The organism is Urbifossiella limnaea (genome assembly GCF_007747215.1).
GTDB classification, from domain to species: domain Bacteria; phylum Planctomycetota; class Planctomycetia; order Gemmatales; family Gemmataceae; genus Urbifossiella; species Urbifossiella limnaea.
Genome location: NZ_CP036273.1, coordinates 5211145 through 5235458 on the forward strand (window position 1 = coordinate 5211145; position 24314 = coordinate 5235458).

Sequence of the window (24314 nt, forward strand, 5' to 3'; positions counted from 1 at the left end):
TGTACGAGAACGGCCCTAGACGTGCCCGCGCAGCTGCCCCGCGGCCTCCTCCGGGGCCACGGTCGTCACGAAGCACCCGCCGCCCCACTCGAGCCCGGCCGGCGTCGCGGTCCGCGGGAGAATCTCCAGGTGCCAGTGGTAATGCGGCAACTCGGCCGACCGCAGCGGCGCCGTGTGCAGCACCCAGTTGAACGCCACCGGCCCGAGCACCGCGTCCTGCGCCTGTACCACCCGCCGCACGACGCCCGCAAGTTCGCCCACGTCGGCGTCCGCGGTCGTCTCGAACCGGGCGGCGTGGGCCTTCGGCAGCACCCACACCTCGTACGCGAACCGCGGCGCGAACGCCGTCACGGCCAGGACCCCGGCCGTCTCGCAGATTCGCCGCGGCCCCGAGGCTTCGGTGGCGATCAGCTCGCAGAACACGCACCGCCCCGTGCGGGCGTGGTGCTCCTCGGAGCGAGTCAGTTCCTCGGCGACGACCGGCGGCACGAAGGGCGTGGCGACGAGCTGCGCGTGGGCGTGCGCCAGTGACGCCCCCGCCGCGGCGCCGACGTTCTTGAACGCCAGCGTGTAGCCGAGCCGCGGGTCGGCGGCGTGGGCGCGGATCCGCTCGCGGTAAGCCCGGAACAGGCCGCGGTACGCCCCGCGCGGCAACTCCGCGGCGCGCGTCACGTGCTCCGGGCAGGCGATGACGACCTCGTGCCGCCCGACCGCCGGCGCGTCGGGTTCGACGGCCGGGTAGCGGTTGGGGACGACCCGGAGCCGCCAGCCGGGGCCGTTCGCGCGGGTGCCGGGGTCGCGGTCGGCGAACAGCTCGCCGGGCGTGTCGTGCTCGTTGCCGGGGCAGAAGGGACAGTCGGCCGGCGGCTCCGGGTCGGCCGGCGCGGGGTGCGGCACCAGCGGCCGCAGCGCCCGGGCCGGGGCCACGACCGCCCACCGGCCGGTGACCGGGTCGCGGCGGTACTCGGGAAACGCCGACGCCCGGGGAGCATCCCCGGGCGCGGGCGGGGCGGGGTCGGGGGTCACGGGCCGTTGTTCCCGGCGGCCGACCCGCGGACGCCGTAGAACGTCCGCGGCACCTGGTTGATCTGCCCTTCCCCGGCCATCACGCTCAGGTCGCCGGCGTTCAGCAGCACGCTTGGGAACAGCACCGTCTCGCCGACGGCGAAGTTGATGTACCGGGTGTACCCGGCCGGGAACGGGTTGAAGTCCGACTGGATCTGCCCGGAGCTGTTGCCGTTGAACGAGCGGATGCGGGGCGCCTCGAACAGCGGCGTGAACTGGGCCGCGGCAAAGATCTCCTCTGACAGCGCGCCGTCGGTGTTGCCGGCGGCGACGACCAGCCCGTTGCGGCCGGTCTGGTCGAACGCGAAGTACGACCGACGCAGGTCGCCGATCCCACCGAACACCTTCAGCAGCGGCGCCCCGCCCTCGCCCGGCCCGGTCACAATCTCCTCGCCGGCGTTGGCCCCGGCCACGGGGCTGAGCACGTCGCCGACGGCCAGGTTCACGCCGTTGCGGAAGCTCGACTCGTAGGCGAAGAACGACGAGAAAGCACTACCGTTCTCGTTAAACACGCGGACGACCGGCCCGCCTCCGAACCCGGCCCCGACGACGACCTCCTCGGCCGGTGTGACGAGGTTCAGTTGCCCGCCGGCGACGTTCACGCCGCCGCGGAAGCTCGCCTCGAAGGCGACGAAGGAGCGCACCACGTTCCGGCTGGCCGGGTTGAACACCTTCACGACCGGCCCGCCGCCGAACCCCGGCCCGGTGATGATTTCCTGGAGGTTGTCGCCGGTCACCACGTCCGCCAGGGCGACGTTGACGCCACCGGTGAACGTCGGCTCGTACGCCAGGAATTCGGCCTCGAGGATGCCGGCCAGGTTGAACACGCGGACGTACGGCTGCTGCCCCTTGCCCGAGCCGACCACGTACTCGTTCTCGACCCCGCCGCCGACCTCGGGGAACACGTCGCCGACGGCGATCGTCTCGCCGCCGTTGAGCTGGAAGGGGGAGAACGACGGCACGTCGCGGTCTTCGAGGCGCTCGAAGCCCAGGCGGCGGCGGACGGGGGTGGGCATGACTTCCTCCGGAAGCTCGTCAACGGCCGGTCGGCCGCCGGGTCGCGGTCCCTGTAACCACGACGTAGTTTGGCCCCCGGCCGATTGTCGGGCAAACCGGAAACCGGCCGAGCGGCCGGAGTCGGGGCGAATCCCGGCCGGGTGGCGCCGGCCGGACCGGAACGACGGGAGGGGCGAAGGGGGCGGGTGCGGCCGGTCGGCCGGCCGCGGCCGTCAGAAGTTGCCGAGAGTTTTCCGGAATCGATCGATCGACGCCCGCACCTCGACCGCACCTTCTTCGGCGTTGGCCCACCCGAGCGGCTCGATCGTCACCCCTTCGAGCACCTTGTACGTGCTGAAGAAGTGCTCGACCTCGCGGAGGAAGTGGTGCGGCACGTCGTCGAGGGCGAGGATGTCGCCGAACAGCGGGTCCTTGTGCGGCACGGCCAGCAGCTTGAAGTCGTTCTGCCCCTTGTCGCGCATCTTGAACACGCCGACGATGCGGGCCTCGATGAGGCACCCGCTGAACGTCGGCTCGTTGACCATGACCAGGATGTCGGACGGGTCGCCGTCCTCGGCGAGGGTCTGGGGGATGAACCCGTAGTCGCCGGGGTACATCGTGGACGAGTACAGGTACCGGTCCATCTTGATCATGCCGGTGGCCTTGTCCACCTCGAACTTGGTGCGGCGGCCGCGGGGGATCTCGACGATCATGTTGGCGACGCCGGTCTCGCCGGTGCCGGGCGGGATCATCATGTAGTCGCGGACGTAGTCGCGGCGTGCGAACATGCGGGGCCTCGGGTGCCGGGATCGTGCCGCTAGTCTACGGTCGGCCCCGGGGGATGCGAGGGCCGCTCACCGGAGCTTCTTCTCCCGCAGGAGTCCGTCCGCCCAGGCGGCCAGGTCCGGCGGGAGCGGCGGCGTGGGCTCGGCGGCGTAGTCAACTGTTGCGTCGTACGCGGCCCGGTCGTAGGCGAGGACGAGCGCCCGGCCCAGGTCGAGCGGGGCGTCCGGGTCGGGCTCGCGGAGCGGGACACCGACGACGGGAAGCGGGTCTTGAAGGCGAATCCGCCACGCCTTGCCGTCCGGCCTCAGGTCCGTCGGGGACGAATACACGAGGTACGTGTGGTGCGGGTAGCGCTGCCGGAGGCGGTGTCCGGCCCCGGCCCGGAGGAGATCGATCTCGACCCAGTGGGCCGGCGACGCCAGTACCTCGTCCCGCTTCTCCAGGAAACTCCGCCGACCCGCCGAGCCCGGGGTTTTGTTCGCATGGCTCAGGACTTCGATGACGGTCACCACCTCGTGCGTGCGGGCGTCGCGGACCTCGACCCGGGCTTCCCGCGTCGGCTCGGCCTGGCGGACGACCAGAGGTTCAGCAATCGCGATCGCGGCGGTCGTCGCCGCGGCATCGGGCCGGGAAAGGCCGACGGTCACGTCAGGCACACGTTGGAACGGGTCGGTCGGGTCGTAATCGGAGGCGAGGTACAGCCGCTCCTCAACCCGCGCGATGTACCGCGGGCGCACGACCTGATTCAGTTGCTCGCGGATCGCCGATATGAGTTCGTGATGGACGTCCGGCCACAGGGCCGGGTGTTCCAGGTACGGGTCCATTCCGGGGAACGGCGACGGCATGGCGACCTCCGCGGGGGACGACGGGATTGTACCACGCCGCCGCGACCCGCCGAAGGCGGCTACTTCACCGCCGTCGCCAGGGTGCTGCCGACGTAGTCGCGGTTCAGCTGCGCGATGTGCTCGACGCTGATCTCCTTCGGGCAGGCGGCCTCGCACTCGTTGATGTTCGTGCAGTGCCCGAAGCCCTCGCGGTCGTGCGCCGCCACCACCGCCCGCACCCGGTCGTGCCGCTCCGCCTGGCCCTGCGGCAGGTGCGCCAGGTGGCTCACCTTCGCCGCCGTGAACAACATCGCGCTCGCGTTCGGGCACGCCGCCACGCACGCCCCGCAGCCGATGCACTCGGCCGCGTCCATCGCCAGTTCCTGCTGCACCTTCGCCACCGGCAGCGAGTTGCCGTCCGGGGCGCCGCCGGTGTTCACCCCCACGAACCCGCCGGCCTGGATTATGCGGTCGAACGCGCTCCGGTCGGTACACAGGTCGCGGACCACCGGGAACGCCTTCGCCCGCCACGGCTCGATGGTGATGGTGTCGCCGTCGCGGAAGCTGCGCATGTGCAGCTGGCACGCGGTCGTGGCGCGCTCCGGGCCGTGCGCCTGGCCGTTGATCATGAGCGCGCACGACCCGCAGATGCCTTCGCGGCAGTCCTGGTCGAACGCGACCGGTTCCTCGTTCTTCTTGATGAGCTGCTCGTTGAGGATGTCGAGCATCTCCAGGAACGACATGTCCGGGCTTACCCCGTCGAGCGGGTACGAGACCATCCGGCCGGGGGCGGTCCGGTTCTGCTGCCGCCAGACGTGAAGGATCAGTTTCATGTTTCGAGTTCAGAGTTTCGAGTCCAGAGTTTCGAGCCGTTGAGCCCGACCGGCTCAACTCGGAACTCGAAACTCGAAACGAGGAACTGTTACTTGTAGCTCCGCTTCGTCGGCTTCGCGACCTCGAACGCCAGCGGCTCGACGTGACGGGCCGGTTCCTTGCCGGGGCCCGCGTACTCCCACGCCGCGACGTGCTGGAAGTGGTCGTCGTCCCGTTCGCACTCGCCGTTCGGCTTACCGTTGTCGTCCTTCTGCTGGTACTCCAGCCGGAAGTGGGCGCCGCAGCTCTCCTCGCGGGCCAGCGCGTCGCGGGCCAGCAGTTCGCCAAACTCCAGGTAGTCGGCGACCCGGTTCGCCCGCTCCAGCGCCGTGTTCAGGTCGTCGGCCGAGCCGGGGACGTTGACGTTCTCCCAGAACTCGGCCCGGAGTTCCTGTATCCGGGCGATCGCCTCCGTAAGGGACTGCCGCGTCCGGGCCATCCCCACATTGTCCCACATCACCTTCCCCGACTCGCGGTGGAAGTCGGTCGCCGTCTTCTTCCCCTTGATCGCCAGCAGCTTCTTGATCTTCTCCGTCGCCTCGGCCTCGGTGCGGCGCACCTCGGGGTGGTCGAGCGGCAGCGCCCCCGGCTTCTCGCCCGCGAGCCAGTGCGTCAGCGTGTACGGCAGCACGAAGTAGCCGTCGGCCAGCCCCTGCATCAGGGCACTCGCCCCGAGCCGGTTCGCCCCGTGGTCGGAGAAGTTGGCCTCGCCGGCGACGAACAGGCCGGGCACGTTCGACATCAGTTCGTAGTTCACCCACAGCCCGCCCATCGTGTAGTGGACGGCGGGGTAAATGCGCATCGGCCGCTCGTACCCGCTCTCGGCGGTGATCCGCTCGTACATCTCGAACAGGTTGCCGTACTTGTCGGCGATCTTGTCCTTGCCCTGCTTCTGGATGGCGGCGCCGAAGTCGAGGTAAACGCCGCGGCCGCCGGGGCCGACGCCGCGGCCGGCGTCGCACGCCTCCTTCGCGGCCCGGCTGGCGATGTCGCGCGGGGCCAGGTTGCCGTAGCTCGGGTACTTCCGCTCCAGGAAGTAATCGCGGTCCGGCTCGGCGATCTGGCCCGGGTGCTTGCCGATGTCGCTGGTGTTCTTCGGCACCCAGATGCGGCCGTCGTTGCGGAGGCTCTCGCTCATCAGCGTCAACTTCGACTGGTGGTCGCCGGTGACGGGGATGCACGTCGGGTGGATCTGGGTGTAGCACGGGTTGGCGAACGCGGCCCCGCGCTTGTGCGCCCGGTACGTCGCGCTGACGTTGCAGCCGTTGGCGTTCGTGCTGAGGTAGAACACGTTCCCGTAGCCGCCGGTCGCCAGCACCACGGCGTCGGCGGTGAACGACTCGATCTTGCCGGTCTCGAGGTGCCGCGTGACGATCCCGCGGGCGCGGCCGTCGGCGACGATGAGGTCGATCATCTCGCAGCGGGGGAACATCTTGACCGTGCCCAGGCCGATCTGCCGGCTGAGCGCCTGGTACGCGCCGAGGAGGAGTTGCTGGCCGGTCTGCCCGCGGCAGTAGAAGGTGCGCTGCAACTGCGCGCCGCCGAAGCTGCGCGTGTCCAGAAGCCCGCCGTACTCGCGGGCGAACGGCACGCCCTGGGCGACGCACTGGTCGATGATGTTCACCGACTCCTCGGCGAGCCGGTGGACGTTCGCCTCGCGGCTGCGGAAGTCGCCGCCCTTGATGGTGTCGTAGAAGAGGCGGTGGACCGAGTCGCCGTCGTTGCGGTAGTTCTTGGCGGCGTTGATGCCGCCCTGGGCGGCGATACTGTGGGCGCGGCGCGGCGAGTCCTGGTAGCAGAACGCCCGGACGTTGTACCCGAGTTCGGCCAGCGTCGCGGCGGCGGCCCCGCCGGCGAGGCCGGTGCCGACCACGAGGACGGTGTACTTCCGCTTGTTGGCCGGGTTGATGAGGCGCTGGTTCTCCTTGAACCGCGTCCACTTCTCGGCCAGCGGGCCGCCCGGCACCTTCGCGTCGAGATTCATTTTGGGGTCACCCGAGTCCGTGTCTTCAGCCCGCCGGGTACTGTGACTTCAGCCACCCGAGTTGAACCGCTAGCACCAGCGCCACGTTCCCCACGAGGATCGTCAGCGCGACGAGCAGGCCGAGAATGTCGATGCCGCCGCGGAGGCGGGCGTTCTTCAGGCCGAGGGTCTGGAACACGCTCGGGATCCCGTGCCGCAGGTGGACGAACAACACAACCTGGGCGACGAGGTAGACGGCGATCATGCCCCAGTTCGAGAACCCGGCCACGACCATCTCGTACACGTCGTGCCGGCCCTTGGCGTCCACAAGGTCGAAGTAGTTCTTCCACACCTTCTGGCCGGTGGTGGCGTCGGTCACCTGCACGCCCTTCACCCAGCCGAACGTGTAGTGGGCGAGGTGGAACAGCGTGAACAGCCCGACCACGACGCCGGTGTAGACCATCGTGCGGCTGGCCACGCCGGCCTGCGCCGGGCGGTACACCTGGTACGGCACCGGCCGGGCCGCGACGGACCGAAGTTTCAACCGCAGCGCGAGTGCGAGGTGCAACACGAACAGGGCGAGAAGCCCGCCGCGGGCGATCCAGATGAGGGCGCCGAGATCGTGCTTGAGGAAGTAGGCGTAGGCGTTGATCGCGTCCGGCCCCTGAAGCACCTTCAGGTTGCCGATCATGTGGAACACGACGAACCCGACCAGCGCGGTGCCGGTGAGTGCGACGAGGAGTTTGCCGCCGACCGTGGAATCGAGCAGGGACGCGGTGAACGCCTTGGCGTCCGGCCCCTTGCGGTCTTTGGCCGGCCCCTTCGGGTGGCGAACGCCGGTGGTGGCGGTTTCCATGCGGTGTGCGGGCGGTGAGGGTGGCGGGACGGCTACGTCATTCTAGGAGCGCCGCCCGCCCGCGTCCCACAAGCTGACCGACAACGGCCGGATCAGCGGCCGCCCGCCGGCAGCGGCCGCGTCCAAACGTCGGCCATCAGCTCGTAGATCGCCGGCTCACTCTCCTTCAGTTCGGCCCGCGTGAACGGGAAGAAGTCGTTCACTCCGAAGTACGCCTCCGTCATCTCCGCAAAGAACTCCATCGGGTTCGTCAGGGCGTAGTGCTTGACCCGCCGGCCGTCGTACAGCAGCGCCTTCTCGCCGCGGCCGCTCGCCCGGTACGCCTCGAACGCCTCGCGGACGCGCGGGTTGTCGAACCCCAGCACCTGGTCGTGGTACGCGTGCGCCAGCTCGTGCAGGATTACCCACGGCATGTCGCTGACGTTCCGCTTCGTGGCCAGGTCGGCGGCCCGCGGCAGGTGGACGCACTTCGCCAGGTTCGTGGCGTACCCGTTGTTCTTCAGCCAGCCGGCGCTCGGGTGGTACTGCATCGGGCCGATCTGGCCGTAGTCGAGGTCGAGCTGGATGGTCACCTTTCGCAGCTTCGCCAGCCGGTCGGGCGGCATCACGATGATGATGTCGGCCAGCTTGTTCTCCAGGAACCGCAGCGACGTCCGCCGCAGGTCGTCGTTCCCCGGCAGCTTGAGCCGGTCGTCCACGCGGACGTTCCAGCCCTCGATCACGTGCGTGGTGTGGGCCGCCGGCAGCGGCACGACCGGCCGCGGCGGCGGGGCGACCGGGAGCGGGTCGGCGGCCGTGGCGGAGGCCGTCAGCAGCAAAGTGGCGAGGAGGCGGGTCATGGATTAGCGCTCGTAGCGGGCGAGGAACTGCGTCACTTCCTCGGCGGCGATGGCGAAGTGGACGCTCGTGTTGTCGAACTTCGAGACGGCGACGCCGACCACCCGGCCGGTCACGTCGGTGACGGGGCCGCCGGAGTTGCCGTGCTCCAGGCCGCCGTTCAGTTGCACCTCGCGGCGCTTCCGGTCGCCCCCGGTGCGGATGCTGCTGACGGTCGTTTTCGTCACCGTGATCTCCTGCCCGACCCGCTCCCCGAGCGGGAACCCGAACGCGTACACCTCGTGCGTCTCGCGGAGGGCCGTGGTGTCACCCACCTGGAGTACGCCCGGGGTCGTCGCGCCCGCGGCCTCGACGAGCGCCAGGTCCTTCGTCGCGTCCTGGAACAGCACGCGGGCCGGGTAGGTCCGCGTCTCCACGGTCCCGCTCTGGGTCACGACTTCCAGCCGGCCGGGGTGGTTGATCACGTGGTGGTTGGTGACGATCAACCCCGGCTCGACGAAGAACCCGCTGCCGGACGAGACCCCCTTCGCGGTGCGGATCCGGACGTACACCGTCGCCTTCTTGATCCGCGCGAGGTTGGCGTCGTCCATCCGGCCGGGCGTGGTGGCGGCGAGCGGTTCGACCTTCCCCTTCGGCTGTGGAGCGGGTGCGGACTTCGCGACCGGCCCCTTGTCCTTCGTGCTCGGCGTCGCGGTCGTGCGGCCGACGAGCACCCACACCACGACGCCGACGACGACCATGCCAAGCAGAGCGGCGGCCCCGCCGCCGAGGGCGACGAGCGTCCAGTTGGTGGAACCCACGCGGAGCGGGGCGGGGTCGGCCTCGTACTCGCGGCGCGGCGGGCGGGACGGGACGGCGAACGATTCGACGAAGTCGGGTTGCGCGACGACCGCCGGTGCGGCCGGCATCGGCGGCAGGGTCATCGGCTGCTGACAGGCGGGGCAGGTGACGACGGTGCCGCCGAGGCCGTCGCCGACGGTCAGCGCCTGGCGACAGGTCGGGCAGTGGACGACGGGCATGGCGGACGTTCCGGACGGCAGCGGGGTAGGTGAATTGTCCCCCGCCCCGGTCGTGCGGGCAAGGGGCTAACCCGCCGGCGCGGCAGTGTGCGACAGGCAATTGCGGCCCGGCGTCACGCGATCGTAGTCGGTGGGCTCCCTGCCCCAATGTTTGCCACCCGGCGACGGTCCCGCCAGTGGCGGTATCCCTTCAGCAGCATCGGCGCGACCGACAGGAACACCACCACGATCACCACCTTGTCGACGTGCTTGGCGATCATGAACTCGGGGCCGAACACCTGCTTCAACGCGTCGTCGAGGAAGTAGCCGATCGCCAGCATGCTCGTGATCCAGGCGACGCCGCCGACGACGTTGAACGTCAGAAACGTGCGGTACTCCATCTTCGCCGCCCCGGCCACCACCGGCACAAAGGTCCGGATGATCGGGATGAACCGGGCGATGATGATCGTCTTGCCGCCGTGCCGCTCGTAGTAGGCCTTCGCGGCGAGGAGGTGCTCGCGCTTGAAGAACCGGCTCGACGGGCGGTTGAAGATCGCCGGCCCGGCCTTCGCCCCGATCCAGTAGCCGACCGAGTCGCCGATGATGGCGCACGCAATCAGGCTCAGCGTCAGCGGCAGCATCGGCCACTCGGCGGTGCGGGCGACGATGCCGGTGACGACCAGGAGCGAGTCGCCCGGCAGCAGGAACCCGATGAGCAGGCCCGTCTCGGTGAAGACGATGAGGTTCACCGCGGCGAACGCCGTCCACATCACGCCGGGCGCCTTGAGCGCCTCGACGTAGCGCTCCGGGTGCGGCAGGTTCCGCGGGTCGATGAAGACGAGGATGAGGTTCCAGAGCTGTGCGAAGAACTCGTCCATGGCGGCTTCCTGCGGGGCGGGACGCGGTTAGGGTACGGGAACACGCCGCGGCGCGGGAAGGCGAACCGGGTGTCGGAAAAATCGGCTTGCACGCGCGAGCTCAAACCCACTACACTCCCAATCCCCCGGTCCGGTTTCACCCGCACCGCCGGCACGACGCCGCTGGGGACTCACGGAGGGACGCCGAGAATGGCCGCACGTAAAGACCCGCCCGCGCCGCCCGCCCGCCCCCTCATCGGCATCAACGCCGAATTCTTCAACCCGAAGAACGGCACCGCCCACCTGAAGCTCAACGCCGCGTACCTCGACGCGGTCATCGCCGCCGGGGCGCTGCCGGTCATCATCCCGCCGCTCCGCAAGGACAACCTCGCCGAGATCGACGCCCTGCTGGACACGGTGTGCGGCGTCATCCTCACCGGCGGCGCCGACATGGACCCGCGCCGCAACGGCCAGGCGCCGACGGCCGCGGTCACGCCGATGGCGGCGCGCCGCGAGGACGCCGACCGCTACCTGCTGGCCAAGATTTTCGAGCGGAAGACGACGGTGCTCGGCATCGGCCTCGGGATGCAGCAGCTGAACGTGTTCGCCGGCGGCACGCTGTACCTCCACCTGCCGGCCGAGAACCCGCGGGCGATGCCGCACTACGACCAGACCGGCGCCCCGCACCGGCACATGGTGCTGATCGAGCCGAACACCCGGCTCGACGAGATCTACGGCGCCCCCGAGCTGCGGGTGAACAGCCAGCACCACCAGGCGGTGAACCAGCTCGGCAAGAAGATGCGCGTCGCCGCCCGCGCCCCGGACGGCGTCGTCGAGGCGATCGAGAGCACCGACCCGACCTGGTTCTGCGTCGGCGTCCAGTGGCACCCCGAGGCCGACACCGCCAGCGCGCTCGACGGCCAGATTTTCGAGTGCTTCGTGCAGGCCGCCGTCCGCAGCGCGGACGAGCTGGTGGCGGCATAACCGTGTCCCGCGTACTGGTCGGTCTCGCCGTCGGCTCCGGGCTCGAAGGGGCCGACGCCGCGGCGGTCCGCTGTCCCGGCGTCGGCCTCGCGCTGACGCCGGCCGTGCCGAAGGCCGTGCGCGTCCTGTTCCCGCCCGCCGCCCGCGACCAACTCCGCCCCGGCGCCACGCCCACGCCGGAACTCGTCCGCAACGTCGCCGACACGCTCGCCCACGCAACGCGAACCGTCCTGGTTCAGGCCGGCGTGTCGGCCCGCGACGCCTTCGTGGCCGGGCTACTGCCGCCCGCCCGCGCCGCCGACAACCTGATCCCCTGGGCCGAGGTCGCCGACCGCGTCGCGGAGCAGACGGGCGTGAGCGTCGTCCACGGCTTCCGCGGCCGCGACCGTGCCGCCGGCGGCGCCGGCCAGCCGATCACCGCCGCGGCCGACTTCCTGCTGCTGAAGGCCGACGCCGAGGACCGGGTGCTGGTCCACCTGGGGTCGGTCGTGCAGGTCGTCCACGTCCCCGCCGGCGGCAAGCTCAAGGACGTGACCGCGTTCGAGGCCGGGCCGGGGAACCAGCTGCTCGACGCGATGGCCTACCACGGCACCCGCGGCCGCGACCTGACCGACCCGGGCGGCAAGACCGCCGTACAGGGCCGCCTCCGCGACGAGCTGCTGGCCCGCTGGCTCGACCACCCGCACCTGACGCGGAAGCCGCCGAAGGCCGTCCACGCCGACGCCTTCGGCCGGTCGTTCCTCCTCGCCGCGTTCGACGCCGCCCGCCAACTCGGGGCGGGTCTGCCCGACCTGCTCTGCTCCGCGACGCACCTGGTCGCCCGCGCCGCCGCGGCGCAAGTGCCGCCGGCGACCGGCCCGCGCCGCGTGCTGCTCAGCGGCGGCGGCGTCCGCAACGGCTTCCTGTGGCAGCGGCTCGCGCACGAGTTCGACGGCACCACGGTCGGCCGCACCGACGACGCCGGCCTGCCACCGCTGGCGCGGAACGCCGCCGCCGCGGCGGTACTCGCGGCGCTGACGTGCGACGGCGTGCCCGGCAACCTTCCCGTCTGGACCGGCGCCGCGGGTGGCCGCTTGGTCGGCCAGCTCGCCCCGGGCGACGGCCGCAACTGGGCGCGGCTCCTCGCGTGGGCTGCGGACCAGACTGCCGACGTGCCCCGAGCCTCGCGGGCGGCGTAACCCTGGAACCGTCGCCGGCCGGCGGCGTCTCTGCTACCATCGGAGACACCACCGGGGAACCCGTCGATGCGCTGGCTCCTCGTCGCGGTCGCCGTCACCGTGCTGGCGCTCGTGCTGCAAGCGGGTCTCGTCGCGTTCGCCGGGTACGTCCTCCTCGGCGTCTACCTCCTCAGCCGCACCCTCGCCCGCCGCTGGGCCGAAAACCTCGACGCCACCCGCAAGTGCCCCACCGACCCGCGCGAGGTCGACGAGTCCGTCGAGGTCGTCGTCACGCTCCGCAACACGGGGGCGCTGCCGATCCTGTGGGTGCTCGTCGAAGACCTGCTGCCCGAGCGGATGCTCCGCCGCCCCACCCGACTCGACGTGAAGGGGAAGCGCGTCCGCGTACTCGCGCTCGGCGGCGGGAAGACGAAGACGCTCCGCTACACCGTCACGTTCCGCCTGCGCGGCTACTACCCCCTCGGGCCGACCGTGCTGGAAACTGGCGACGTGTTCGGCCTCCACCGCCGCCACCGCGTGATCGGCACCCCGGCGTACGTCATGGTGTACCCCAAGATCGTGCTGCTACCGAAGTACGACTTCGCCTCGCAGCGGCCGATCGGCGAGGTGCGGCTGCAGAACCGGCTGTTCGAGGACGTAACCCGCACCGCCGGCGTCCGCCCGTACATCCCCGGCGACCCGTTCAGCCGCATCCACTGGCGCGCCACCGCCCGCACCGGCCAGCTCCACTCACGCCTCTACGAGCCCACGAGCCTCGCCGGCGCGACCGTGCTCGTGGACTTCCACTCGGCCGGCTTCCCGAGCCGCGGCGAACCGTATCGGTCCGACCTCGTCGTCACGGTGGCGTGCAGCCTGGTCTACGCGGTGTCGGTGCTGAACCAGCAGGTCGGCTTCGCCAGCAACGGCCGCGACGCCGCCGACCGCATCCGCGAGGAGTCGCTGGCGAAGGGCGACAGCGAGTACGCCAGCCGCGAGGGCGCGCGTGACCGCTTCGAGCTGAAGGAGGAGTCGGACCGGCTGCGGCCGGTGGTCGTGGACACGCGGCGCGGGTTCGACCAGTTCCAGAAGATTCGGGAAGGCCTGGCCCGGCTCGAACTGTCGGACGGGATGTCGTTCGCGGGTCTGGCGCTGGAGCTGGCGACGCGAATGCCGCGCGACGCGACCGTGATGGCCGTGCTGCCGCGGGTGCCGGTCGAGACGGCCGTGGCGCTAGGAACGCTACGGCGGCAGGGGTTCGCGGTGTCGGCGTTCCTGGTGGGGTTGGATGAAACGGCCCGGCTGGAGGCGCACGGCCGGCTGCTCGCCGAGACGGTGCGCGACATCCGCTATGTCAACAGCGAGCCGGAGCTGGCAGCGCTGGCGGCGAACGCCGCGGTCGCGGCACCGGCGAGCTACTCGGTGGAGATTCCGCTGGTGTAACCGCGTCGCAGCGAGCCGACCGCTGTCACATTTGGACGCCGATCTCCGCCAGTGCCCGCCGCAGCGCCTCCACGTCGTCCACCACCACCGCCGTCGGCCCGAGCCGCTCGGCGATCAGCTCCCGCGTCCGCGGCCACTGCATCACGCCGTCCGTCATCGCGTCCGACGGGAACCGCACCACCGTCTGCACGGCTGCGGCCGGCGGCGGCAGCTTCGACCCCGTCAGGAACAGCCGGCCCGCCGCGCTCAGCACGTCGCCGGTGCGGTCGAGGAACCAGCCGTCGATGTCGGCAGGCGTCAGCCCCAGCTCGGCCGCGCGCCGCAGCGACGCCGGCGTCAGCTGGAAGCGCCGCGCCGTGTGGCTCTCCGCCGGCAGCGGCTCGGCGTAGCGGCCGATCTCGGCGTCGAGCAACAAATCCGCCTGCGCCGCGTCCACGGTCAGCGTCAACCCGTCGTCGGCGACGGTCACGCACCGCTGCGGCTTCCCCTCGTAGTCGCGGTTGGCGATGAGCCGCAGTTGCCCCAGCGGCGGCTCCTTGCCGTCGGCCGTGAGCCCGATGCGGTCCGTCAGCTTCACCGACACGATGCCGCGCGCCACGGCCGCGTCGAGGTCCGCGGGCGTGGGGAACTCGACGAGCACGGCCGAGGCGTACACCGTGATCCGCTCTCGCTTGTTCGACCATCGCTGCAGCAGGTCGGCGACGCTCGGCGGCACCGGCCGTGCCGAGTGGCGGGCCAGCGCCTGGAGGATCATCGGCAGCGTCAGCCCCGATTCGAGGCCGCGGTAGGTGTGCTCGGGGGTGAGTTCGAGCGTGCAGGCGGGGCCGATCCCCTTCCACCGGGCGAACCGCGACAGCGTGCCGATCAGGACCGGGGTCAGCCCCTGGCGGTACGCCAGAATCTCGGCGTTCGGCTGAACGAGGAGCGTCTGCGGGAACGCCGGCGGTCCGGGCGGCTCGGCGGCGTTCGCGTACAGATGCCGGCCGAGCGCCGACAGCCGCACCACGTACCCGCCCTCGGCCGGCGCCGCCTCGACGAGCCGCAGCGGGTAGCTGACGCCGAGCAGGTAACCCGCGACCCACGCCGCGCCGCGGTCTTTCGGCGCGGGCAGCGTGCCCGCCCACGAGGGGTGGTGTTCCCACAGCCACGAGGCCAGGTCGGCCGGCTTCACCCAGCCGTCCTCACTGCCGGCCAGGAGCAGCAGCGCGAGCAGCCCCGCCGACGGCGTGGCGCTCATCCCGTCCTCGGTCGGGGCGTACCCGGCGAGCGGGTCCCACGCCTCGACGTGCGGCAAGGCGGCCGCCAGGCGCACGAGCACCGGCGTCAGCCCGGCGTCCCACTCGGGCGGGAAGGGGGCGGCGCGGAGTTCTTCCGCCCCGTGGTCGAGCAGGCCGGCGGTCGCGGCCCAGAACAGCGCCAGCACGCCCGCTTCCGGCACCGGCGCCAGCCCGTCGGCGATGGGGGCACTCAGCACCTCGTCGGCCTGGAGGCGCGTCTGGTCGCGCTTGAACAGCAGGTTCGCCTGCGTCATCCGCACCGGGCCGGCCGCCACCTGCTGCCACACGGCCGCGAGCCGCAGCGGCCATTCGAGCCCGTCCGCGACCCGCGGCGTGACCCCGACGGGCGGCTCGGCCGTCGTCAGGTTCGGCAACTCCAGGTCTTCGCCGCGCGCCCGCGCGGCCACGGCGGGGTGCACGAACACCGTCGCCGCCATGCTCCCGGCGCTGCCGAGCCACGCGGCGAAGTCGGCGACGGGCGGCGCGTGCGGGCTCACCTCCGGGAAGAGCAGCCCGGCGTCGAGTGCGACCTGCACCGGCGTGAAGCCTTCGACGTGGCCGAGCGACGACAGCAGGGCGATGAGGTGGCCGACCTTCCAGCGCGGCTGGCGGCTGCGGCCGACGAACGCCAGGAGCTTTCGCGCCGCGGCCGGCAGTTCCTTGACGCGGCGGTCGATGACCGGCGGGTTGAGCAGCGTGGCGACCGCCTTCTCGACCAGTTCCTCGACCGGCACCTGGGTGCGCGGCCGGACGAGCCGGCCGGCGACGGCGCGGAGGAGCGGCTCGGCGTAGGCGGTGAGGGCGGCGGTGGCGCGGGCGGACCAGTCGTCGGAATCAGCGCTCGGAGGCATCCGGGTGTTGTATCGCCCGCCGGGGCCGGCGGCGTGCCGGGATTACCCACACTCATCCCACCCGCAGCACCGCCACCGTGCCGTAGCCGGCCCCGACCGCCAGCACCTTGTCGTCCGGCGACCACGCCAGCGCCGACGCCTCCGCCCCCTTGAAGCGGTACTCGCCGGCCTTCGGCGCCTTCTTGTTCGCCGGCTGCCACAGCAGCACCCGGCCGTCGCGGGCCGTCGCCGCGAGCAGGTAGCCGCGGCGCTGCCACGCCACCGCCGTGACCGTGTCCTCCGGCCCTTCGAGCATCGCCGGCTGCGTCCCCTCCGGCCCCTTCGGGCCGCCGCAGTCCCACACGCACACCATCGGCCCGCCGCCGGTGGCGAGGTAGCGGCCGCCCGCGTCCCACGACAGCTCCCGCACCTTCGACGGGTAGCCGGACATCTGCAAATCCTTGCCGGTCGCCGCGTACCAGAAGTGGACGGTGGCGTCCTGGTTGCCGTGGGCCAGGACGCTGCCGTCGGGGCTCCACGCCAGGGCCAGCGGCGATCCCTTCCAGGCGAAGATGTGGGCGGCCGTCCCGCTCAGGTCGTACACGTTCGCCGCGCCGTAGCCGAGCACCGCGAGCTGTTGCGAGTTCGGCCGCCAGCCCACGTCGGTGACGGTACCGGCCTGTGCGGGCGAGGTAAACACGAGCGTGCCGGCGGCGTCCCACACGCGGGCGGTCTTGCCGGCCGCGGCGGCGAGGAGGTTGCCCGACGGGTGCCACGCCAGCCGCTCGACCCACGCCGCACCGCCGTCGAGCGCCCGCACCTCGGCGCCGCCGTCCCAGACGCGGACCTTACCGTCCTGACCCGCGGTGGCGAGAAGGCTACCGCCCGGCTGCCACGCCGCCGCGGCCGTGCCGAAGCCGTGGCCCGGCAACTGGTGCACCGACTTGCCGCCCGCGTCGAAGACGACGACCGGCCCGCTGACGGCGGCGGCCGCGACGAACCGCCCGTCGGGGCTCCACGTCAGCCCGACGACGTGGTCGGGGACGGCGGCGGCCCAGGCGGGGCGGAGCTTGTTGTCGGAAATTCGTGCCATACCACCCTCCAAGCCGAAAGCCCGGGGACGGCCGTCCCCGGGCTTCCACTCACACCAACACTCGCACTCACACTTCTAGTCGTGCCGCAGCGCCTCGATGGGGTCGAGCCGGGCCGCCCGCTGGGCCGGGTACCAGCCGAACAGCACGCCCACGCCCACCGACACGAACAGCGACAGGAAGATGCTCGGCACGTGGACCACGGCCGGCAGCGGGCTCCCCGCGATCCAGTTCCACACGACCGGCACCGTGAACACCATGCCGAGCCCGAGGATGACGCCGCACAGCCCGCCGACCGTGGTCTGCACCACGGCTTCCACCAGGAACTGCAGCGTGATGTCCCGCCGCTTCGCCCCGAGCGCGCGGCGGATGCCGATCTCGCGGGTCCGCTCCGTCACCGTCGCCAGCATGATGTTCATGATGCCGATGCCGCCGACCACCAGCGAGATCGACGCGATCAGCACGAGCAGGTTCGTGAACCGCTTCTGCGCCCGCTCGGCTTCTTCGAGGCGGTCCAGCGGCACGGTCACGGCGGTGTCGCGCTTGTAGTGGTCCTTCTCCAGGATCCGCTTGATCTCGTCGCCGACGGCCTGGACCTTCAGCCGCCCCTCCGCACTGTCCACCTCGGCGTCGACGGTGAGCGTCACCTGGCTGATCTCCACCTTCTCGGCGCTGCGCGAGCCGCTGCTGCGGGTGAAGATGATGCCGCCGAACCGGGCCACGCTCGTCTTCAGCGGGACGTAAATGTCCTTGTTGTACTCCTCGGCCGCCTGGCTGCCGCCGCTGCCGCCGGTCGGCATCCGCTCCTTCACCACCCCGACCACGGTAAACTTCATCGACCGCAGCAGCACCGAGTTGTTCAGCGGGTCTTCGGTCGGGAACAGCTTGTCGGCGATCTCCGAGCCGAGCACGCAGATGTTCTTGACCTCCTTGTCGTCGCTCTCGACGATGAACCGGCCGCGGGCCATCTCCAGCTGGTTGACGTCGGCGTACCCCGGCACGGTGGCGATGACGCGGGCGATGCTCATCCGCTCCAGGTAGCGCGCCTCCGTGGGCTGGACGCGGATCGGCACCGTCCGGCTGATGGCGGCGCCGAACGTCTCGAACCGGCCGAGGTCCTTGTTGGTGAGGCCGTAGGTGGTCACGAACGACCGGCCGGCGGTGGCGGAGTCGTCCGGCGGCTTGACGCTGCGGACGATGATGTTCGTGGCCCCCTGCCGCTTGATGTCGGCGAGCGCGTCCTGCATCGAGCCCTCGCCGAACGCCATCAGCGAGATGACGGCACTGGTGCCGATGATGATGCCGAGCACCGACAGGAACGACCGCAGCTTGTGGAGCCACAGGCTCTTGACGGCGAGCGACACGCTGCGGCGGACCTTCGCCGCCCCGCCGCCGGTGAAGACACGCCCGGTGACGAACAGCCACGCGAACACCCCGAGCAGCAGCAGCGCCGCGAGGCCGATCAGGGCGGGGTTCCGCGGCGAGAGGGTGAGGTAGACGTTCATGGTGCAGGCTCATCTCCGCACCCAGGGCTTGCGCCCTGGGCTATTGACTATCGCCCCTTCGGGGCTCGGGCTCGGAGCCCCGAAGGGGCAGCAGCCAATAGCCCAGGGTGTAAACCCTGGGTCGGCTGGGGGGCGTCAGTGCCCCAGCTCGGTGATCGTGCGGGCGTCGTTGCGGGTGTCGGACTCGACCATGCCGTCCCGGAGCCGCACCACCCGGCGGGCCCACTCGGCGATGTCGTTCTCGTGCGTCACCATGATGATCGTCTTGCCCGAGCGGTTCAGCGCCCGCAGCATCTGCATGATCTCCACGCTCGTCTTCGTGTCCAGGTTGCCGGTCGGCTCGTCGCCCAGGATCAGGTGCGGGTCGTTCACCAGGCTCCGCGCGATCGCCACCCGCTGCTGCTGCCCGCCGGACAGCTGCAGCGGCCGGTGGTCGAGCCGGTCGCCGAGCCCGACCATTTCGGCGAGCGCGGTGCACCGGGCCTTCGTGCTCTCGTCGAGCTTGATCCCCTGGTACAGCAGCGGCAGCTCGACGTTCTCCACCACCGTGTACTGCGGCAGCAGGTTGTACGACTGGAAGATGAACCCCAGGTACGTGCTGCGGACCTCGCTCAGCTGGTCGTCGGCCATCTGGGCCACGTCCACGTCGCCGAGGAAGTAGCTGCCGCTGGTCGGCCGGTCGAGGCAACCGAGCACGTTCAGCAGCGTGCTCTTGCCGGACCCGGACGGCCCCATGAGGGCGATGAAGTCGCCCTCGTCGAACGTGAGGTTCAGCCCCTTGAGGACGTGAACCGTCTGCGTCCCCATGTAGTAGTTCTTGACCAGATCGACGATGCGGACGATGGCGGGCATGTCGGGAGGGATGAGGGATGAGGGATGAGGGATGAGTCCGGAATCAGGAACCGTGAGGGAGCCCGGCTCGGCCGGTCATCCCTCATCCCTCATCCCTCATCCCTCCGAAGTCACTGCCCGCCCTGCGGCGGCGCGCCACCCGGAGCCCCGCCGCCGCCCTTCTTCTTCGACGGGTCGAACGCCTTCTTCTCGCCGCCGCCCGCCGCGCCCGGGGGGCCGCCCTTGCCGCCGCCGGTGCCCTCGCCGCCGCCGATGCCCGTCCGCGTGCGGTTGTCCGGCGCCATCAACACCCGGGGGTTGATCACCACCTCGTCGCCCTCGACAAGCCCCTCCCGCACCTCGACCACGCGGTCGTTCATCAGGCCGAGCGACACCTCGCGCTCCTCGTACCCCGTCGGCGTGCGGACGAACAGCTTGCGCTTCGCCCCCAGGTCGGCGCCGCCGACCACCGCCTGCAGCGGCACCGTCAGCACGTCCTTCAGCCCCTCGATGTGGATCGTCACCTCGGCCGTCATGTCAGGCTTGAGGCCGGGCACCACGTCGTCGATCTGCACGAGCGTCTGGTACACCTTCACGTCCGAGATCCACGACTCGGTCTGGCTGGCGACGCCGGCCACCACCCGCACCCGGCCGGCGAACGACTGCTCGGGGAAGGCGTCCACCCGGATCGTCGCCCGCTGCCCCTTGCGGGCCGTCTTGTACTCGAAGTCGCGGTACTGCTGGGCGAGGTCGGTAATCATTTCTTCGTGCTGGCTCACCAGCCGGTGGAACGGGTCCACCGCCGTCAGCTGGCCGGCGCGGAGCCCGGTGATGAGGCCGGTGCTGACGCGGATGTCGCCCTTGATGCGGCTGACCATCGCCTCGTGCACCTTGGTGTTCACCTGCATCCGGTCGAGGTTCGGGATGCGGAGGAGCTTCTGCCCCTCCTTCACCTGCGCCCCCTGCTCGATGAGCCCCTGCGGGCTGCTCCCGAACCGGCTCGACTCGTTCTTGAAGTAGACCACCAGCCCGGACTGCGGGGCGTAGATGCGGCACTCCTTGATCTGGTCGTCGATCTCCTTCAGCTTGTCGCCTTCCTGCGAGTAGATGGACCGCTTCGTCTTCCGCTCGATCTCGGCCTGCACGTTCTTGGCGCTGGCCTCCAGCTCCTTCTGCCGCACCAGCCGGCGGGCGTTGTCCACCTTGCTGCGGAAGTCGGCGAGGAGCTTCGAGCGGTCGTAGGCCAGCAGCAGGTCGCGCTGGCGGCTGAGGCTCCGCCAGCTCTCCAGGGAACTCTCCAGCTTGCTCTTCTCGGCCTGGGCCTGGGCGGCGCTCATGTACTTCTGCCGGACCATGCGGTCGGCCCACGACGCCCGCTCCTGGTACTGCTGCACGTCGGACAGGGCGAGCGACACCTTACCGGTCAGGTCGTCCACCTGCCGCTTGTAGTCGCCGCCCTCGGCCAGCGCCGCCGGCGCGCCGACGAGGGCCGACAGGGCCAGCCGCTCCGGGTCGAACGACAGGCCGACGAACTTGTCCAGGTCGATCTCGGCCACGAGGCGCGTGTTCTCGGCCTCGGCGATCAGCCGCTCGTTGTCCTCGACGGTGATCTCGTAGTCCTTCTCGGCCTTCACCTTGGCGGCGTAGGCCTGGTCCAGGGCGATCCGCTGGGCGCGGGCCTGGTCCTGGAGGGCCGAGTCGTCGAGGATCATGACGAGCTGGCCGCCCTCGACGCGGGCGCCGTCCTCGATCACCCAGTTGATCGTGCTGGCGAAGCCCTTGCTGCCGGCCCGCACCTTACACACCACGTCCTTGTTGTCCGCCGACTCCACCTGCCCCTTCTCGGTGACGGTGACGGCCAGCGGCTCCTTCTTGACGGTGTGCGTGAGAACGTCGGCGCGGGCGGCCGGCTGGCGGAGGTAGAAGTAGGCACCGACGCCGCCGGCCGCGGCGAGGACGACCAGGGCGCCGAGGACGAGGGGGAGCCGGCTCCGCCGGCCGCCGTGGCTCGGCAGCGACTTCGGGCCGACGCTACTGCCCGGGGGCAGGAGCTGCCCGGGGAGCGGGGAGCCGTTCGGGCCGGGGGTCGGCTCGGCCGGGGCCTTCGTCGGTTGGGAGAGACTCATCGTTCCAACCCCCGTTGTCGTCGATCTGAAGGAGTTCGGTGTCGGTGTACAGGGCCAGCCGCGAGATCAGGTAGTTCACCCAGATTGTGTACAGCGTGTTCTGGGCCTGTACGAGCTGGCTCTGGTTCTGGAGCAGCTGGTTGGTGAGGGCGGCGGCGTTGCCGGCGCTCGTCTGGGCGTTCGGGGCGGGCGGTTCGAGGATCAACGCCTGCGCGTTGTCCACCTGAGAGTACGCGAGCTCGATGAGACGCTGCTGAACGCGGTACAGCTCCGCGATGGTCCGCAGTTCCCGGACGTCGGCCCGGACGTCGTTGCTGATGTTGTCCTCGAACGCCTGCAGCGTCCGCCGCTGCCGCTGGTAGCCGATCAGGGCGGCCCGATAATTGTTCCGCTCGGCCCGGCGGACGAGCGGGAGTTCGGCGTTGAACGTCACGTTGTGTGTGGTCCGCGCCCCGGAGAACGCGACCGGGTTGCCCCCGCCGGGCGGGGTGGCTGAATCGAGATTGTAGCCGATGTCCAGCACCCCTTGCAAGGAGTTCGCCTGCACCTTCACCTGCCGCCACGCGTCCACCACCTGCCCGCGGGCGTTCATCAGGTCCAACCGGCGCGACAACGCCGCCTGCATCGACGCCGTGTACGCCTCGTCGATCCCGACCGCGAGCAGGTCCGTGCCGTCCACCTCGGCCCCGGGGAGTTTGGGCCACAGCCGGCGGATCCCGTCCAACCGCTCGTTCCGCGCCACCAGGATTAACTGGTAGAACCCGTTGAACACCTCGCGGAACGCGGCCGACTGCGCCGCCGCCCGGGCCGGGCCGGGCAGGTTCGCCCACGCCCGGGCCTCGTAGGCCCGCAGCGCCTGCTCGAACCCGCCCAGGTCCAACTCGGCTTCGAGCTGCGCGACGCGGGCCGACTCGGCGGCGTCTTCGGGCAACTGCTTCGCCAGCCGGTCGGCCCGCCGCTCGAGGAGCACTCGGCGCTCCTCGGCCGCCTTCGTCATGCTCTTGCCCAGGGCGTCCGGGGATAGACCCTCCCACGCCGCCCAGCGATTCGGGAGTTTCGCGGCGAAGTCGGTCCCCTTCACGATCGGGGCGTCGCTGAGCAGGCGCTTCAGGCGCGCGCGGATTTGGTCCACCGGGGCCGCCGGGTCGAACTGCCGGCCGGCCTCCTCGGCGGCGCGGATGTCGGCGTACACCGCCTCGAACCGGGCCAGTTGCTTCTGCATCGGGGCCAGCGGCGTGCTGTCCAGGTCGAGGCCGACCGTCATCGGCAGGCCGAGCTGGAGCTTGAACTGGTCCAGCTGGTCGAGCAGGCCGCGGATGCCGCCGCTCGTGCCGGACCCGCCGCCCGTCGCCGCCGTCTGTTGGCCGAGGAGCTGGTTGCGGTTGTTGAGCAGTTGCACCTCGACCTGCCCCACCTGGAGGTCGGACTGCTGCCCGCCCTCGCGGAACGCCTGGTACAGCTTCAGGTACTGCTCCAGCGAATCCACGTTGCGCCGCTGGTTGGCGAGGGTGGCGGCCTGGAGCACGATCGGCAGGTAGCCGACGTTCGGGGCGGTGAGGTTGTTGCCGACGCCGCGGCCGAGGTTGGCCGACAGCCCCTGGAGGCCGTACGGGTTGTTCGTGTACCCGCCGCCGGCCGCGATGGCGACGTAGAACAGCTTGCGGAACCGCGCGTACGAGCGCATCGCGTACACCATGTTCCGCTCGGCCTGGGTCAGCGGCTCGAGCGTGACCGCGTACCCGCCGCCGCGCAGGAACGGCTGCGACAGCGACACCGACAGGTTCGACAGCGTCGCCGTCGGCCGGTCGCCGGTCAGGTCCACGACGACCTGGTTGGCGAGTCGGACGGCGAGCAGCGCCCCGGTCGGGAACAGCTTTCCGAGCGTGGCGTCGCTGCCGAACGTCGCGGCGTTGCGCGGGTTCCGCCCGGCCAGGCCCCCCGCGAAGTCCAGTGCCGCGGTCTCGGCGAAGAAGCCCTGTGCGGCGAAGCTGAACCGCTCGAGTGTGACGGGGAGTGCGGCGAGGTACAGGTCTTCGCGGCGGTCCTGGAACTCGCGGGCGTTCACGAGCCCGAGCTCGACCGCCTGTTCGAGCTTGATGCGGTAGCCCTGCTGCTGGCTCTCCAGCACCTTGAGCACGCTGGCGGCCGCCTCGCCGGTGGCGACCACCGCGGGCGCGTCGCCCTTCGGCCCCTGCTGCACCGCCACGACGACGGGCGAGCCGTCGGGGGCGTCGCCGGAGACGAGGAGGACGCCGGACTGCACGCCCTCGAGCGCGGAGGCCGGGCGAGTGTTCTTGGCGAGCCGGACGACGTCGGGCGACGGGTGCGTGCGCACGACGTTCGGCACGACCTCGTCCATGTTCGGGGGAGGCAGTTGTTCCTTCGCCGGTTCGGCGCCGCGGTTGGTGGCGTCCCACGCGCCGAGGTAGTCGAGGTAGCCCTTCCCCTCGAACCGCCCGGCCCCGGCCCGCTTGGTGGGGTGCTGGGGGTTGGGGCTGAGCACGCGGGCCGCGTAGTCGTCGGGCGGGTACGGGGGGTGGTCGGGGTCCGACGGGTCGGCGAACCGCGCGGCCGGGTTCGGGTAGGCGTGGAAGTTCTTGACCTGCCAGTCGGGGAAGACGTTCTTCTGACTGATGATCCCTTCCACGTCGTGGTCGGCCCGCTGCCGGTAGTGCTGGCGGTTGCACCCGACGCCTACGGCGATCAGCAGCAGGGCGAGGCCCAGCGTGCGGGCGCGGCGGGCGAACGGCGCGAGGTCCGTTTGTTGCATCGGGAGACCCAAATCGGGCGCGGGCGGGCGACGGCCTGTAACGGGGGTATCGACCATCGGGGTAAGCTGGGTTGAACCGGAACCCCCGGTTCCAGCGGTAAACGGGGAAGGCACGGGGGCGGGCGTCGCGCCGACGGTGAGCTGCCTGTCCGACTCGACGCGGATCGCGACCCCCTCCCCCCCTCCGCGATACACATTCCGCCGGAGACGTGTGACCGGCCCGGAACGCCGACTAGGATGCTACTTAC

General features: G+C 71.0%; 19 protein-coding genes. 3 read left to right on the forward strand and 16 right to left on the reverse strand.

Annotated features, from left to right (window positions below):
* Positions 1–15 precede the first annotated feature (15 nt).
* The 10 genes from ETAA1_RS21220 to ETAA1_RS21265 form a co-directional block, all read right to left on the reverse strand.
* Positions 16–1026: a galactose-1-phosphate uridylyltransferase gene (locus ETAA1_RS21220; RefSeq protein ID WP_145242027.1), complete on the reverse strand. Its 1011-nt coding sequence runs from the start codon at positions 1024–1026 to the stop codon at positions 16–18.
* Positions 1023–2081, reverse strand: a complete 1059-nt coding sequence (locus ETAA1_RS21225; protein ID WP_145242029.1) for a hypothetical protein — start codon at positions 2079–2081, stop codon at positions 1023–1025. Before ETAA1_RS21225 ends, ETAA1_RS21220 begins: the two co-directional genes overlap by 4 nt.
* A gap of 213 nt (positions 2082–2294) precedes the next feature.
* A complete protein-coding gene (locus ETAA1_RS21230; protein ID WP_145242031.1) occupies positions 2295–2849 on the reverse strand; it encodes an inorganic diphosphatase in 555 nt (184 codons plus the stop codon).
* 66 nt (positions 2850–2915) lie between these two features.
* On the reverse strand, positions 2916–3692 hold the full coding sequence (locus ETAA1_RS21235) for a DUF4058 family protein (protein WP_145242033.1): 777 nt from the start codon (positions 3690–3692) through the stop codon (positions 2916–2918).
* A gap of 59 nt (positions 3693–3751) precedes the next feature.
* Positions 3752–4504 carry a succinate dehydrogenase/fumarate reductase iron-sulfur subunit gene (locus tag ETAA1_RS21240; RefSeq protein WP_145242035.1) on the reverse strand — a complete coding sequence of 251 codons (753 nt, stop codon included), beginning with the start codon at positions 4502–4504 and terminating at the stop codon, positions 3752–3754.
* Between the two features lie 89 nt (positions 4505–4593).
* Positions 4594–6528, reverse strand: a complete 1935-nt coding sequence (locus ETAA1_RS21245; RefSeq protein WP_145242037.1) for a fumarate reductase/succinate dehydrogenase flavoprotein subunit — start codon at positions 6526–6528, stop codon at positions 4594–4596.
* 25 nt (positions 6529–6553) lie between these two features.
* Positions 6554–7363 (reverse strand): succinate dehydrogenase cytochrome b subunit, encoded by an 810-nt coding sequence (locus tag ETAA1_RS21250; protein ID WP_145242039.1) that lies wholly within the window; start codon positions 7361–7363, stop codon positions 6554–6556.
* A 92-nt stretch (positions 7364–7455) separates the two neighbouring features.
* Positions 7456–8202 (reverse strand): M90 metallopeptidase family protein, encoded by a 747-nt coding sequence (locus ETAA1_RS21255; RefSeq protein WP_145242041.1) that lies wholly within the window; start codon positions 8200–8202, stop codon positions 7456–7458.
* A gap of 3 nt (positions 8203–8205) precedes the next feature.
* Positions 8206–9219 carry a S1C family serine protease gene (locus tag ETAA1_RS21260; protein WP_145242043.1) on the reverse strand — a complete coding sequence of 338 codons (1014 nt, stop codon included), beginning with the start codon at positions 9217–9219 and terminating at the stop codon, positions 8206–8208.
* Positions 9220–9332: 113 nt separating this feature from the next.
* On the reverse strand, positions 9333–10076 hold the full coding sequence (locus tag ETAA1_RS21265; protein ID WP_145242045.1) for a DedA family protein: 744 nt from the start codon (positions 10074–10076) through the stop codon (positions 9333–9335).
* 189 nt (positions 10077–10265) lie between these two features.
* On the opposite strand from ETAA1_RS21265, the gene ETAA1_RS21270 reads away from it, so the two are divergent.
* From ETAA1_RS21270 to ETAA1_RS21280, 3 genes are all read left to right on the forward strand, one after another.
* Entirely contained in the window at positions 10266–11039 is a 774-nt protein-coding gene (locus ETAA1_RS21270; RefSeq protein ID WP_145242047.1) for a gamma-glutamyl-gamma-aminobutyrate hydrolase family protein, read from the forward strand.
* Between the two features lie 2 nt (positions 11040–11041).
* Complete coding sequence (locus ETAA1_RS21275) at positions 11042–12217, forward strand: anhydro-N-acetylmuramic acid kinase (RefSeq protein ID WP_202920311.1); 1176 nt, start codon at positions 11042–11044, stop codon at positions 12215–12217.
* 66 nt (positions 12218–12283) lie between these two features.
* On the forward strand, positions 12284–13636 hold the full coding sequence (locus tag ETAA1_RS21280; protein WP_145242051.1) for a DUF58 domain-containing protein: 1353 nt from the start codon (positions 12284–12286) through the stop codon (positions 13634–13636).
* A 25-nt stretch (positions 13637–13661) separates the two neighbouring features.
* Here ETAA1_RS21280 and ETAA1_RS21285 read toward each other — a convergent pair whose 3' ends face one another.
* The 6 genes from ETAA1_RS21285 to ETAA1_RS21310 form a co-directional block, all read right to left on the reverse strand.
* Positions 13662–15764, reverse strand: a complete 2103-nt coding sequence (locus ETAA1_RS21285; RefSeq protein WP_145242053.1) for a hypothetical protein — start codon at positions 15762–15764, stop codon at positions 13662–13664.
* A 52-nt stretch (positions 15765–15816) separates the two neighbouring features.
* Entirely contained in the window at positions 15817–16836 is a 1020-nt protein-coding gene (locus ETAA1_RS21290) for a WD40 repeat domain-containing protein (protein ID WP_145242055.1), read from the reverse strand.
* Positions 16837–16911: 75 nt separating this feature from the next.
* A complete protein-coding gene (locus ETAA1_RS21295; protein WP_145242057.1) occupies positions 16912–18339 on the reverse strand; it encodes an ABC transporter permease in 1428 nt (475 codons plus the stop codon).
* Positions 18340–18474: 135 nt separating this feature from the next.
* Positions 18475–19191, reverse strand: a complete 717-nt coding sequence (locus tag ETAA1_RS21300) for an ABC transporter ATP-binding protein (protein WP_145242059.1) — start codon at positions 19189–19191, stop codon at positions 18475–18477.
* A 110-nt stretch (positions 19192–19301) separates the two neighbouring features.
* The gene (locus ETAA1_RS21305; protein ID WP_145242061.1) at positions 19302–21296 is read right to left on the reverse strand and encodes a hypothetical protein; all 1995 of its coding nucleotides are present in this window, start codon (positions 21294–21296) and stop codon (positions 19302–19304) included.
* Positions 21202–24066 (reverse strand): TolC family protein, encoded by a 2865-nt coding sequence (locus tag ETAA1_RS21310; protein ID WP_145242063.1) that lies wholly within the window; start codon positions 24064–24066, stop codon positions 21202–21204. The genes ETAA1_RS21305 and ETAA1_RS21310 overlap by 95 nt, the downstream gene beginning before the upstream one ends.
* Between the last annotated feature and the right edge of the window lie 248 nt (positions 24067–24314).

What these genes read in the sequence shown, in the direction of transcription:
- ETAA1_RS21225 (WP_145242029.1), bottom strand. Translation starts at nt 2,081, where the DNA reads ATGCCCACCCCCGTCCGCCGCCGCCTGGGCTTCGAGCGCCTCGAAGAC.
- ETAA1_RS21230 (WP_145242031.1), bottom strand. Translation starts at nt 2,849, where the DNA reads ATGTTCGCACGCCGCGACTACGTCCGCGACTACATGATGATCCCGCCC.
- ETAA1_RS21235 (WP_145242033.1), bottom strand. Translation starts at nt 3,692, where the DNA reads ATGCCGTCGCCGTTCCCCGGAATGGACCCGTACCTGGAACACCCGGCC.
- ETAA1_RS21240 (WP_145242035.1), bottom strand. Translation starts at nt 4,504, where the DNA reads ATGAAACTGATCCTTCACGTCTGGCGGCAGCAGAACCGGACCGCCCCC.
- ETAA1_RS21245 (WP_145242037.1), bottom strand. Translation starts at nt 6,528, where the DNA reads ATGAATCTCGACGCGAAGGTGCCGGGCGGCCCGCTGGCCGAGAAGTGG.
- ETAA1_RS21250 (WP_145242039.1), bottom strand. Translation starts at nt 7,363, where the DNA reads ATGGAAACCGCCACCACCGGCGTTCGCCACCCGAAGGGGCCGGCCAAA.
- ETAA1_RS21255 (WP_145242041.1), bottom strand. Translation starts at nt 8,202, where the DNA reads ATGACCCGCCTCCTCGCCACTTTGCTGCTGACGGCCTCCGCCACGGCC.
- ETAA1_RS21260 (WP_145242043.1), bottom strand. Translation starts at nt 9,219, where the DNA reads ATGCCCGTCGTCCACTGCCCGACCTGTCGCCAGGCGCTGACCGTCGGC.
- ETAA1_RS21265 (WP_145242045.1), bottom strand. Translation starts at nt 10,076, where the DNA reads ATGGACGAGTTCTTCGCACAGCTCTGGAACCTCATCCTCGTCTTCATC.
- ETAA1_RS21270 (WP_145242047.1), top strand. Translation starts at nt 10,266, where the DNA reads ATGGCCGCACGTAAAGACCCGCCCGCGCCGCCCGCCCGCCCCCTCATC.
- ETAA1_RS21280 (WP_145242051.1), top strand. Translation starts at nt 12,284, where the DNA reads ATGCGCTGGCTCCTCGTCGCGGTCGCCGTCACCGTGCTGGCGCTCGTG.
- ETAA1_RS21285 (WP_145242053.1), bottom strand. Translation starts at nt 15,764, where the DNA reads ATGCCTCCGAGCGCTGATTCCGACGACTGGTCCGCCCGCGCCACCGCC.
- ETAA1_RS21290 (WP_145242055.1), bottom strand. Translation starts at nt 16,836, where the DNA reads ATGGCACGAATTTCCGACAACAAGCTCCGCCCCGCCTGGGCCGCCGCC.
- ETAA1_RS21295 (WP_145242057.1), bottom strand. Translation starts at nt 18,339, where the DNA reads ATGAACGTCTACCTCACCCTCTCGCCGCGGAACCCCGCCCTGATCGGC.
- ETAA1_RS21300 (WP_145242059.1), bottom strand. Translation starts at nt 19,191, where the DNA reads ATGCCCGCCATCGTCCGCATCGTCGATCTGGTCAAGAACTACTACATG.
- ETAA1_RS21305 (WP_145242061.1), bottom strand. Translation starts at nt 21,296, where the DNA reads ATGAGTCTCTCCCAACCGACGAAGGCCCCGGCCGAGCCGACCCCCGGC.
- ETAA1_RS21310 (WP_145242063.1), bottom strand. Translation starts at nt 24,066, where the DNA reads ATGCAACAAACGGACCTCGCGCCGTTCGCCCGCCGCGCCCGCACGCTG.